This is a genomic window from Paraburkholderia sp. GV068 (assembly GCF_003058125.1).
GTDB classification, from domain to species: Bacteria; Pseudomonadota; Gammaproteobacteria; order Burkholderiales; family Burkholderiaceae; genus Paraburkholderia; species Paraburkholderia graminis.
In genome coordinates this window covers 367,829-380,795 of record NZ_QBUB01000002.1, presented here as the reverse complement: position 1 = coordinate 380,795, position 12,967 = coordinate 367,829, and the positions used below count along the sequence as shown (strand labels likewise).

Annotated in this window: 9 protein-coding genes; all 9 read left to right on the top strand. The window is 59.4% G+C overall.

Annotated features, from left to right (window positions below):
- The first annotated feature begins 288 nt into the window (after positions 1-288).
- Positions 289-792 carry a DUF4399 domain-containing protein gene (locus C8K18_RS06585; RefSeq protein ID WP_107707006.1) on the top strand — a complete coding sequence of 168 codons (504 nt, stop codon included), beginning with the start codon at positions 289-291 and terminating at the stop codon, positions 790-792.
- Between the two features lie 38 nt (positions 793-830).
- Entirely contained in the window at positions 831-1,265 is a 435-nt protein-coding gene (locus C8K18_RS06580) for a DUF4399 domain-containing protein (protein WP_107707005.1), read from the top strand.
- 265 nt (positions 1,266-1,530) lie between these two features.
- The gene (locus C8K18_RS06575; RefSeq protein WP_006047240.1) at positions 1,531-1,812 is read left to right on the top strand and encodes a hypothetical protein; all 282 of its coding nucleotides are present in this window, start codon (positions 1,531-1,533) and stop codon (positions 1,810-1,812) included.
- Between the two features lie 215 nt (positions 1,813-2,027).
- Positions 2,028-3,467 (top strand): efflux transporter outer membrane subunit, encoded by a 1,440-nt coding sequence (locus C8K18_RS06570; protein WP_107707142.1) that lies wholly within the window; start codon positions 2,028-2,030, stop codon positions 3,465-3,467.
- Between the two features lie 259 nt (positions 3,468-3,726).
- Positions 3,727-6,354, top strand: coding sequence for an FHA domain-containing protein (locus tag C8K18_RS06565; RefSeq protein ID WP_107707004.1), 2,628 nt, complete (start codon positions 3,727-3,729; stop codon positions 6,352-6,354).
- The gene (locus C8K18_RS06560; protein ID WP_006047237.1) at positions 6,332-7,705 is read left to right on the top strand and encodes an HlyD family efflux transporter periplasmic adaptor subunit; all 1,374 of its coding nucleotides are present in this window, start codon (positions 6,332-6,334) and stop codon (positions 7,703-7,705) included. The genes C8K18_RS06565 and C8K18_RS06560 overlap by 23 nt, the downstream gene beginning before the upstream one ends.
- 37 nt (positions 7,706-7,742) lie before the next feature.
- A complete protein-coding gene (locus C8K18_RS06555) occupies positions 7,743-8,495 on the top strand; it encodes a peptidylprolyl isomerase (RefSeq protein ID WP_107707003.1) in 753 nt (250 codons plus the stop codon).
- Between the two features lie 42 nt (positions 8,496-8,537).
- Positions 8,538-11,594, top strand: coding sequence for a peptidase domain-containing ABC transporter (locus C8K18_RS06550; RefSeq protein ID WP_107707002.1), 3,057 nt, complete (start codon positions 8,538-8,540; stop codon positions 11,592-11,594).
- On the top strand, positions 11,594-12,952 hold the full coding sequence (locus C8K18_RS06545) for a sigma-54-dependent Fis family transcriptional regulator (RefSeq protein WP_107707001.1): 1,359 nt from the start codon (positions 11,594-11,596) through the stop codon (positions 12,950-12,952). Before C8K18_RS06550 ends, C8K18_RS06545 begins: the two co-directional genes overlap by 1 nt.
- Positions 12,953-12,967: the final 15 nt, after the last annotated feature.

Below are 12,967 nucleotides of genomic sequence, written 5' to 3'. Positions count from 1 at the left end.
GAAAAGCGAAGCATCGACGCGCTTTCGATCATCCGCGTTGCAACGTATCAACAACCATAGCACGCGCATGGCGGGCAACAACCAACACTTTTACCGAGTGCGCTATACGGTTAACGAGTGTGGCGTATCTTTTTGGCAAGTTACGTCCTAAGCTAATTCACAAAGCAACGTGGCACGGTCGTTTTAACTACGCGGCTGGCGCATCGCGCGCCCCGCGATCAAGCACAATCACCCATCGCTGCCTTGCGCAGTCGAGATGGTCACGACCGCTCTTCGGGAGAGTGCGCCATGCGAAGAACCGACGTCCCCGCTGTTTCCAAGCCGAGTCCCAGAAGCACGATGCGCCTATGTGCATTGCGCGCGGTTTCGCGGACGGTGCTCGCCGTGTCGATTGTCGGCATGGTTTTGCCGGTGGTGGCATTCGCGGATTCCACGGCATCGCCTGCCGGTGCGGAGGAGTACATCATCTGGCCGCCCGACGGCGCCGTGATTCACGGCGGCAAGCTCTGGGTGCGCATGGGCCTGCGCAATATGGGTGTGTGCCCGAAAGGCGTCGCGTTTCCCAACACCGGGCATCATCATCTGCTGATCGATACGGACCTGCCCGCGCTCGATCAGGAGATTCCGTCGGACCGTAATCACCTGCACTTCGGCGCGGGCGAGACCGACGCGCGTATCGAGTTGCCGCCAGGCAAGCACACGTTGCAGCTGATTCTCGGCGACCACAATCACGTGCCGCATGCGCCGCCCGTGTACTCGAAAAAGATCACCATCACCGTGCAGAAAGACTAGCGCGTTCATCGCGGCCTGCTCAGGACGGAGAAACCTTCATGTATAAGTTCATTGCAGTCGCGGCGCTGGTGGCGTCGGCGACATGGGGCGCGGCGGATTTCGCCGTGGCGGCCGGGGCGGCGTCGCCTTCCGGCGCACATGCCTATATCGGCTATCCCAACGACGGCCAGGTGGTTACGGCCAACAAGCCGTTTCGCGTGTGGTTCGGTTTGCGCTATATGGGCGTGGCGCCGAAAGGCGTGAAGTATCCGAACACGGGACATCATCATCTTCTCATCGACACCGACTTGCCGCCGATGGACCAGGAGATACCCTCGGATCGCAATCACCTGCATTTCGGCGCGGGCGAAACCGAGACGATGATTCAACTGCCGCCCGGCAAACATACATTGCAGCTTCTGATGGGCGACGACACGCACGTTCCGCACAACCCGCCGGTGTACTCGAAGAAGATCACGGTCATCGCGCGTTGACGTTAGCGAGCGCCGATGTTACGCCGCAGCCAACCATTTCACACCTGCTGTTGGCCGCGATCCATCACATCGACGCTGATGCTTTCTGGTCACACGCTGAATTGCCCGGTCGACGTATTGTCCAAAGCCTTTATTCACGGCACTTCCATAAATTTCTTTGGATAGGGAAACGAAACTGGCACAGCCCATGCGTTAGTTAGGTTCGAGTAGACAAGTTGCTCGAAACCAACCGCAAGACTGTGACCTTCCGTTCCGGAGATTTGCCATGAACACGCTGACGATCAAAGACCTGTCCATCACCGAACAACTCGACAGCAAGGCGATGAGCGCCGTGCGCGGCGGCACCGGCCACCTGTTACCGCCGTCGTATCTGAATTTCGCGCCGATCTATGCGCCGAACTTCAGCAGGAACGTCGACGCCACTCAACTGATCAGCACGACGATGAATATCCAGAGCGTCAATGGCAGCAACGGCGCGTTCATTGAGGGCGCGACGACCAACCTCAACCCGCATGTGACCGCGAGCAACAACATCTACATGCCGTAAGCGGCGCGTCCGCTAGCTGCGGTCCTCAAAAAGTTCGCGCACCCAATCGTTCTTTTCACGCGACACTTCCTTACCGCACATCTCCCGAGCTTTTGTCATGCGCCGCTTCGATGGTGAAGCGGCGTCGGAGATGCTTTACTTAAATGGTGCGCGCGGATTGTGCAGTGAAGTCGGCGTCATCGGAGAAAATCGTGTCAGCGTTGCCTGATTCAAAGATGGTTCAGCGCTTCTTCAACCACTCGACAACGGCGGCGTTGCGCGGGTTGTGCGCGGCAACGATCTGCGCGGCCTCACTGTGTGCTTGCGTCGACGTCGGCATGCCCGACTACAAGCGGCCCGATACGCCTGGCAAGACTTCCTGGACGGGACAGAGCGGCGCGCCGGTTTCCGCGGCGGCCACCATTGAACCGGATTGGTGGAAAGGCTTTAACGATCCGGCTCTCGACTCGTTGATTGCCAAAGCCATAGGCGGCAACTTCGACATCAAGATACTGGCTGCGCGTATCGACGTCGCGCGCACGCAGATCGGCGAAGCCAAGGCCGGCGCGTTGCCGACCATGGACCTCGGCGCCGGCGCGAGTTTCCAGAAAACAACCGGACAGACCTTCGCGAAGCAATACAACGTCGCGGCGCAGGTGAACTGGGACATCGACATTTGGGGCAAAGTGGAAAAGGGCGTGCAGGCACAGAAAGCCGAATTCCACGCGAGCGAAGCCGACTGGCGTGCGGGTTATCTCGAACTGGTGTCGAACGTGTCGAGTACCTATTTCCAGATCCTTCAATTCGACGACCAGATCGAACAGCAGCAAAAGACACTCGTCACCAATCGCCAGATTCTCTCGATCTACGAAGGCCAGCGCCGCAGCGGACTTGTTCCGCAGACGCAGGTGCTGCGGCAGCAGGCGGAAATCAATCGCCTGACGAATCAGTTGCTTGAACTGCGTCGCTCGCGTGACCTCGCGAATAACGCGCTGTGCACGCTGACCGGTGTACCTGCCGGTGAGTTTCAATTGCCCAAAGGCCATCTGCAACAGCGCGTGCAATCGCCGGGAGTGCCCGACGGTCTGCCCGCACAACTGCTCGCGCGGCGCCCAGACTTGGTCGCCGCGGAATTCAGAGTACTCGAGGCGTATGACCTCGTGGGTCAGGCCAAACTCGCGCAATTGCCGACCATCAGTCTGACCGGGCACGGCGGCACGGCGAGTTTCGCGCTGACTGATTTGCTGAAATCGTTCACCTACGGCTTCATGCCGAGCATCAACATTCCCCTGCTCGATCCCGGTGTGCGCGCACACGTCAAGGTGACGCAGGCGCAATCGACGGTGGCGGAACAGCAGTACCGTGCGACTGTAATGGGCGCGTTCGAGGAAGTGGAAAACGCGCTGGTGAATCTGAACGCGCATAAGGCGCAGCGCGTTGAATTGCAGCAACAGGTGGATCGTCTGCAAATCGTGGCCGATCAGATTCAGTCGCAACTGCGGCTCGGCGTGGTGTCGCAACTGGAAGTATTCGAAACCGAGCGCACGCTGCTCGAGGCCCAGTTGTCGTTGCTGGCGAATCATCAACTGATTTTGTCCGATACGGTGCTGCTTTATAAGGCGCTCGGCGGCGGCTGGCCGAATGTCGATGTGCAGGCGCAATTGAAAGAGAAGTAGAAAAGAAGCAGAGCAGAAGTAAAGGAGCATTGAGCTAATCCGCTCAGGCGCGCATGTGAAACCCGTTGCGGTTTCTCATATCGTGTGCAGCGGCTTATCACCGACGACCGGGAATTGACACTCGCAATGCGTGACTTACAATCGTTGAGGAACCGTGTTTCCGCCGGTTCTTTCAAACAAGATTCTCTCGCCGTCGTCCTTCGTGCTGACTCCGTTGCGCTCTCGCAGCAGCGGGTAAACGATTAGTGATCCGGATAAAATGGCCGACGGCGAAATATCCATTGCCGAGAAGCGCGCGACAGTCGAAACCGCTTTCGACGTGCTGCTGTCTCCGCTTGCGTCCGCGCAACGCCCGGCACTGGACGCGATCCGCATTGTCGATAGCCTGTTCGCCATTGGGCGCAGCGAAGCGCCGTTCAACGACTACCCCGCCGAGTGGATCGCGCGTCTGTCGCGCCGTCATGCACGCGTGTTCATCGAGCACGGCGCGGTTTATGTCGCGGACCTCGGCAGCAAGAACGGCACCACGGTCAACGGCGTTGCCGTGCGCGAGACGCCGGCGCGCGTGCGCGCAGGGGACGAACTGTGCTTTGGCGGCGATCTCTGTTATCGCGTGAGTATCGAGCCGCGCGCCCGCATCGTCGCGAAAAGCAGCGCGGTGGTCGCGCCGCGCCTGCTACTCGTGCCGCAGCGCGGCGATCTCGGGCTTCAGCCGGTTGAAGTGCAGGCGTTTCCGTTTCTCGTCAGTAAAGCGGACGAAGTCTTTTCTCGCTACAAGGACCGGTATCCGCATCAGGTCAATTACATCTCGCGTCGGCATGCGCACATCTTTCTGAAGGGCGCGGAGCTTTACGTCGAAGATCTCGGCAGCACGAACGGCACATTCGTCGGTGGAATACGGCTCGGCGAATCCGCGCTGCCGCTTGCCGATGGCGACGTCGTTGCATTTGGCGGCGACCACTTCGTCTACAGGGTGACGCTGCAAAAACCGCCCGAAGTCGAGCCGACCGTGACTCAGCTGCTCCTCAATCCCTCAGTCGCCAAACTCGCGGATGTCGCCGATGTCGACGCCGACAAAACGACCTTCGTGGGCGCGGCCCATTCGTTTCTCGACATCTTCTGCGTCGACCCAGCGAGGCAACGCGAGGACGAAATCAACGAGGCGGCGCACGTTGCATCTGGACATGCGGGACGCACGCCGCCGACTAGCGGTGGAGCGGCGGGTGCATCGGCAAAAAGTGCGAACGGATCGCATAGTGCGGACAGCGCCCTGAATGAATCGAATGGCGGCCGCGTCGCCGGCGTTTCCAGGCGCAAGCAGCGGCGCTGGCGCCTCATCGCAAGCGAGTTGAGCAAGGCTTTCGCAGGCGACGATCGCGCGAGCATGCGACGCTTCGCCATGTGGGGCGGCGCGGGCGTCGTGTTGCTCGGCGCCGTCGCCTTCACACTTTATATGCGCGGTTCCTCCGAACGTGAACTGAAGAACCTGCTGGCGAGCGGCGACTATACGAGTGCTGTGCAATCCGCGAAGAACTACCTGGTGACTCATCCGGCGGACACGAAGGTGAGCGCGCTTGCAAGCGAAGCGCTGCTGAAGGCAAAGCTGCCGGATTGGCTCAACGTGCTGCAAAAGTCGCAATTCGATCAGGCCGATGCGCAACTCGCCGAGATGAAGTCGTTGACCGCGAATAACGCCGACGCACTTTCGCTTCTCGGCGAATTGCAATGGGTGGGCGATCTCGAACGCTTCGTCGCGGGGCGCGGCGGTGTCGAGGCACCGATCCGCATGTATCAGGACGAAGCGGCTATCGGCGGTTTGCTGCAACGCTGGGACGACGATCCGAAGAGTCATCAGCGCGCGCTCGACAGAATCGCGTCATATGTACCGGTTTTTACAGAACCGTACGCGCAAGCCATGAGCCATTTGCGCAAACTCGAGAGCGACGACTCCGTTTATCTCGCGGCAATCGGACGGTTGGACGGCGCGATTCGCACCGAGTTGGCGCGCGACAAACCGGCGGCATTGCCATCGGTACTCGACGATTATGCGCAGCGCTATCCGCGTCTCGCGGGACTCGACCGCGTGCGCGACGATTTGCGCCAATACACGGCTTTGCTGGAAGCCGCGCTTGGCCGTCAATTGAGTACTTTGCTCGCGCTGATGAAAACCGCGCGTTTCAGTACGCCGCCGTTTCAGGAGCAATATCGGCAACTGGCCGCGACGCGTTTGCCATCGGCCGATGTCGTTCAGCGGCACGACGCAATCGCCGCTGCGTGGCGGCGCGGCGACGCACAACAGGCATTGACCGGATTGCAGTCGATGCCGACGGGGCCGTGGTCCGATGTACTGGCCGCCGAGTTTGCCCACAAGAAAGCACTCCTCGATCAGTACAACGACTTGCAGAAAACGCGCAACGGAAAAGATTACGACCAGCGTCTGCTTTCTTTCTATGCGAGCCTCGATCCGTCAACGGATGTGTGGTTCGCCCAATCCATTCAGAAAGACGTCGCCGCGTTGCACGATAAAGCACTGGCACGCGCGCAAGATCTGATGCTGCGCGCACAGAGCCTGTGGAAGCAGTATCGCGCGAGCGGTCCGATTGGCGGCACGCAGCGCCTCGAAGCAGGCATCTCGCCGGGCTTTCGCAACGAGGCGCGCTTGCTGTCCGATGCGCAAACGGCCGCACAGCAGGGTATGCGCATCTATTCGCAGTTGAAGGCGGAATATCCCGCGGATTTCGACCGTTTGCTCGCCGATATAGAAGCGGAAACAACATTGCAGCGCCGCTCGCTGACCGAGTTGCGCATGGTGCTGGATCCGGCGCTGCTAAAAGCGAAGCTGGCGTTAATTGGAGGCGAGCAGAGTGAAGCGCGACAGTTACCCTAGGTCGCTGGCGCAAGCGCTGGAAGACCACAGTGTCGAAGGCATTGCGATACTCACTGCGGAGCCCGTGCGGATCGCGCGTGCGCTGATCTGGGCGATGGTCGCGCTGGTGGTCGCAGGCTTGCTGTGGTCGTTCGTGGGACGTGCCGACGTGATCGTCAGCGCACAGGGCACGCTATCGCCGGAATCGGAAGTGCGCCGCATTTATGCGCCTATCGACGGCGAACTGGCCGACCTCTATATCGCGGAAGGCCAGCCCGTGTCGAAAGGCGATGTACTCGCGCGATTGAATGCGCGCGGCGCGATCGAGGCCGCAAGCAATGCGTTGCAGGCGCAATTAAAACTCGAAGACGCCGAGCGCGACTGGAAGCAGTTCCCGCAGAAGAAAGCGCTGATGGAGAGAAAAGCCGCGGCATTAAAGGCGCAAATGGAAGTGGAAGCACGTCTGCACGAAAACCGTGTTTCGGAAGGAACCACCAAGCTCGCCGAAGGACAGAAGGCTGAACTCGACGAAGCGCGCAGTGCGCTCGACAACGCGCGGCGGGTACGCGAGGCCGCACACCAGGAACTCGACCGCTATTCGCGGCTATTCGCGCAGCCGGGCGGTGGCGGTATTGCAGAATTGCAGGTAGAGCAAAAGAGAACGGCGTCGATGGAAGCGGACAACGCATACCGTGTTGCGCAATCGAAGCTCGCCGAATTGGATTTCCGCTTGAGTCACGAGTACGCAAAGGCGAATGCGGAACTCGAAACGAGCGGCCAGCAGGCTACGGATCTCCAGCTTCAATACGACGCAGCAGTGCGCGACGTCGCCGACGCGGAAGGCAAGGTGCGGCTGCAACTACAAAGCGCACGGCTCGTCTCGGAAGCCGCCGCGCGAATCCGCTTCGAGAACATCGACAAGGACAACTTTCTGCTGATTCTCGCGCCCGTTTCCGGCGTGATTACCGATGTCACGTCGACGCAGCGAGGCGACAAGATTCAGGCCAATTCGCCGCTCGGAGGCATCGCGCCAAAAGACGCGAAGCCGGTGTTGAAGATCGAAATCGCCGAACACGATCGCGCGTTTCTTCACGAAGGATTGCCGGTCAAACTGAAGTTCAACGCGTTTCCGTATCAGCGTTATGGATTGATCAACGGCACGCTGGCCTATATTTCGCCGGCCACCAAGCCGTCATTGACGGACAAGCAGCCGGTTTATGAAGGCCGCGTCACGCTCGACAAAAACTACTACGAGATCGCCGGTACGCACTATCCGTTGCGTTACGGCATGACCGCGAGCGCGGAAATCGTCGTGCGCGAGCGGCGGCTGATCGACCTCGGCCTCGATCCGTTCAGACAGGTGGCGGGTTGACCGCGCGGATCACATATCAACCAAAGGAGCGGACAACATGACCGCAATAGTGCGAATTGACGATGAAGTCGTGGATGTGGGCGAGTTCATCCGGCTTCTCAAACTGACTGGCCAGTTCGAAAGCCTGATAGAGCAGATAGTGCGCGACAAGCTGACGGTGCACGCGGCGAAGAAGCAGGGCATCGTCGTCACCGCCGACGACATTCAGGAGCGCGCCGATCAGTTTCGCCGCGTGCGAGGGCTGCATCGCGCGACGGATATGAACCAGTATCTCGACGTGCTGAACGTGAGCCTCGACGAATTCGAGGCGTTCATCACGGACGGCCTGTATCAGGAGAAGATGCTCGACCAAGTCGGCAACGAAGCGGCCGTCAGAGACTACTTCGCGCTCAATTCGCCGAAGTTCGATGCAATCGAAGTGAGCCATATCGTGCTCGACAGCGAAGGCAAAGCGAAGGAAATGATCTCGTATCTGCGCGACGATCCCGATAGTTTCGCCGACATGGCGCGCGAGCATTCGATTGCCGATACGCGAGAAGCGGGCGGTGTGATCGGTAAGGTACTGCGTGGCTCGTTAAAGCCGGACATCGAGGCAAAGATCTTTAACGCGGCGGTGGGCGATCTGCTCGGGCCGTTTCCATCGGCGGATCGCTCGTGCTTCGAGATCTTCGCGGTGACCGCGAAATACCCAGCGACGCTCGACGCCGACGTGGCCGCTGAAGTCAGGCGCCTTTTGCGCGAAAGCTGGCTGATCGCGCGTGCGCAGGAGCATGTGATCGAAGCGCGCTAACCGGGCGCCACCGTCAGAAGTAGAACCGAGGTCCGCACGCTTATGGATGCACCCCAGACCGCGCCGTCCGCCGCCGAATTTCTTGCCTCGGTGGAGATACTGTCGCCTTTCTCGCGCGATGAGATCGAACGTCTAGCCGAATATGCGCAAGCGCGCTTCTATTCGTTTGGCGAAACCGTGTGCTCGACAGGCGAGACAGTCGACGGTTTGTATATAGTCCGCTCGGGCTCGGTACGCATCTTCGTCGAGGAGCATGGTAAGGAAACGAGCATGGGCGTGCGCAAGTCGGGCGAGATCTTCGCCGATATTGCAATGCTGCGGACGTATGTGCATGAGGCGTCGGTGCGGGCGTCGGCGAAAACGGAATTGCTGTTTATTCCGCGCGCGGCAATCGAGCCCGTGATGGCCGGCAATCAGGCGGCGCTCGCGTTTGTCGCGAGCTATGTGGCGATCAATTCGGCGGGTGGCTTTGTCGCCCAGCTATTCGATTTGCGCGGCAAACTGAACAAAGCCGAACTCGAAGAATACGTGCGCAGCGTCGGCGTTAAACGCGTGGCGGCGGGCAAGGAAATCCTGCGGCAGGACGCACGCGACGACCGGCGCTTATACGTCGTACGCCAAGGCGAGGTACGCATTGTCCGGCACGAAGAAGGGCGCGACTATACGCTCGCCACGCTCGGCGAAGGCGAGATATTCGGCGAAAAAGCGTGCTTGATGCGCCAGGAGCAAATGGCTTCGGTCATTGCGTCGACAGACGCGCGGCTGCTTGTGATTCCCGAGCGCACCGTGCACTTCATACTCGAACGCAATCCGAAGCTGCGCGAAGTACTGGACGAGCGCATTCGTTATGGCGATCGCGAATTACAGCGGCAAAAGCGGCTCGAGCAACGCCGCAAGCTGCCGCTCATGCTCGATTTGCAGAGCAAGCCCGCGTTGGGCGAGAAGATAATCAAGCGCTTCGCGTTGGTCGAGCAAGCGGAAGAAATGGATTGCGGCGCCGCGTGTCTCGCGATGATCTGCCGCCATTACAGCATTCCGATGACGCTCGGCAAATTGCGCGAGCTCGCGAATGTGACCACGCAAGGCGCGACGCTCGACAGTCTCGCACGCGCGGGCGAATCGCTTGGCTTCACCGCGCGTGGCGTGCAGTGCACGTTCGATTCGCTGCGTGGTTTCGATTTGCCGTTCATCGTGCATTGGGAAGGCTATCACTATGTCGTGGTGTACGGCCTCTCTACCGAATATGTATGGATCGCCGATCCGGCGCTCGGCTTTCGCAAGTTGACGGTCGAAGATTTCGAGCGCGGCTGGAGCGGCACATGTCTGCTGTTTACGGGCGGTCCGCAACTCGTGCAAATGTCGGCGGCGCGTTCGCCGTGGATACGCTTTGTCGGCTACCTGAAGCCGTACAGAAAGATTCTCGGGCACCTGTTTCTGGCCACATTCGTGATTCAGGTGCTGGGTGTGATTCCGCCGCTCATCATCCAGAATATTCTTGACGGTGTGATCGTGCATCAGAACGTGAGCCTGCTGCATCTGCTGATTGGCGGGCTCATCATTGCCAATGTGTTCTCGCAGCTCATGTCGTCGATTCGCGCGTATCTCGCGAATTTCATGGTGCGCAATATGGACTTTGCGATGATGTCGCAGTTCTTCAAGCACACGTTGTCGCTGCCGTTCTCGTTTTTTGCCAAGCGCAAAACCGGCGACATCTTCGCGCGCTTTCAGGAGAACCAGACCATTCGCGCATTTCTCACCGAATCGACGGTGACGACCGCACTGAACCTGCTGATGGTGTTCATCTACTTCACGATCATGTTCGTCTACAACGTGAAGATGACGCTCGTGTTGATCGGATTCGTCATTCCTATCATGGCGCTGACCGCGTTGGCCACGCCGAAGATCAAGAACTATGCGCGCGAGGTGTTCACGGCGTCGACGGAATCGAAGTCGTTTCTCATGGAGGCGCTGGCCGGCGTGGAGACGGTGAAGGGCATGGGCATCGAGCGGCCGGTGCGTTTGCGCTGGGAAAAGAAATACGCAAAAGCACTGGAAGTGCAGTACCGTGCGCACGCTTTCAATATTCTTGTCGGGCTCGGCAGTCAATTGCTGAACGCCGCCACCACGATTGCAATTCTATGGGTCGGCGCGAATCTCGTGCTTGCGCGCGAAATGACAATCGGGCAATTGATTGCATTCAACGCATTCATGGGCAGCGTGTTAGGCCCGTTGATGGGACTCGTCGGCTTATGGAGCATGCTGAACGATGCGGGCGTCGCGATGGAACGGCTCGGCGACGTGCTCGACATCGAGCCGGAACAAAAGCCGGAAGATCTGCCCTCACGCGTGATGTTGCCCGAGCTGCAAGGCGAAATAAGCCTGAACGGCGTGTACTTCCGTTATGGCGAGAACGACTCCGCCTATGTGCTGGAGAACATCAGCTTCGACATCAAGCCCGGCGAACTGGTCGCGATTGTCGGGCGCAGCGGCTCGGGCAAAACTACGCTCGCGAAGTTGCTGGTGGGTTTTTATGCGCCGAGCGAAGGCAAGATGTCGATCGACGGTTATGACCTCAGCGTAGTCGACAAAGCCTATTTTCGCGCGCAGATTGGCTATGTGATGCAAAGCAATCTGCTCTTCTCCGGCACGATTGCCGAGAACATCGCAAGCGGCGACGACGCACCCGACCGCCGCCGTATAGAAGAAGTCGCGAGAATGGCCGACGCGCACGCGTTCATCAGCAAGATGCCGCTCGGCTATGAGCAGATTGTCGGCGAACGCGGAATTGGTTTGTCGGGCGGTCAGATTCAGCGGCTGTGCATTGCGCGCGCGCTGTATCACGATCCGCGTCTGCTCGTATTCGACGAGGCGACGTCCGCGCTCGATTCGCAGTCGGAAAGCAACATTCTCGGCAATATGCATGACATTCTGAAAGGCCGCACGGCGGTGATCATCGCGCATCGGCTGAGTACGATCATGCGTGCCGACAAGATCCTTGTTCTTTATGAAGGGGCGATTGTCGAACAGGGCCGTCACGAAGAACTGCTGCAACGCGGTGGCATGTACTACCAACTCGTGCAGAAACAACTGAGTGCGTGATGATGAAGATACTCGACCAGATTGAAGACATCAGTCCGGCGATTTCGTATGCGGGTTTGATCGAGCGGATTGAGATTCTGCGCTCGACGCTGCGATGGTCGTCGCGACTCGAACGCAGCGACATCGACAAGCTGTTGAGGCAGGCCACGTCGCTGCGCGATGAAGTCATGCAGCTATCGCACAAGGAGCGCTTCGTGCAGGCCGCGACGTCGGCGGAGCCGGAGCAGCGCGCCGAGCAGTCGCGCGGGGCGCGCAGGCAGGCACTGCTCGCGCGCAGCTTCATTTTCGAAGGGACGTTCGGCGACAATGCGCGGCTCCTGGAATCGCTGGAAATTGCCGAGAAGGCCGCGCCGACAGACTTGCCGGTTCTAATCGACGGCGAAAGCGGCACCGGCAAGGAACTGATGGCGAAGGTCATTCATGCGAACGGCTCGCGTGCGGATAAGCCATTTATTTCCGTGAACTGCGGTGCGATTCCGGACAATCTATTGGAGTCGGAATTGTTCGGGCATCGCAAGGGTGCGTTTACGGGCGCTTCGAATGACCGCAAGGGTAAATTCGAAAGTGCCCATACGGGTACTATTTTTCTCGACGAGATCGGCGAGTTGCCGCTCGCCGGTCAGGTGAAACTGTTGCGCGTGCTCGAAGCGCACGAGATTCAACGCGTCGGCTCCGACGAAACCATTGCGGTGGATACGCGCATTGTCGCGGCAACGAATCGCAATCTGCGCAAGCTGAGCGAGGAAGGCAGGTTCCGCGAAGATCTGTTCTACCGGCTCAGTGTGATTCACGTCACGCTGCCGCCGCTGCGTGAACGGCGCGACGAAATTCCGCTGCTGATTGCCTGGTTCGGCGACGAAGCTGCCGGCACGCTCAAGCGCAGACCAGTGAGATTAACCCCTCGTTTACGGGACTTTCTGCTTAACTACGCTTATCCCGGCAATATCCGCGAATTGCGTAACGTGATGTACCGCATCTCGTGTCTCGCCGGCGACATGGCGGATGTCGACCACTTGCCGACCGACATGCGGCCCGCAGCGCCAGGTTCGGCGGCGGCCTTGCAAGGCGTCGCGAATGGCTCGGGACAGCAGCCGATCAGCGTGGCGAATCTCATGTCGCTCAGCGACGCAAAGCGCGCGGCGAGTGACGACGCGGAAAAAGCCTTTCTCGAACGCGGACTGCGCGAAGTGAACGGCACCGTCGCGGAATTGGCGCGCCGTATTGACATGAACCGCTCGCATCTGCAAATGCTGCTGAAAAAACACGGGCTTCATTCGAAGGAGTTTCGCAATCGCAATGTCGTGCCTTTGGACCGGAACGGCGCGGACGAGCGCGAAGAAGACGATGGCGAGACATAAAGCGACGATGTTCGC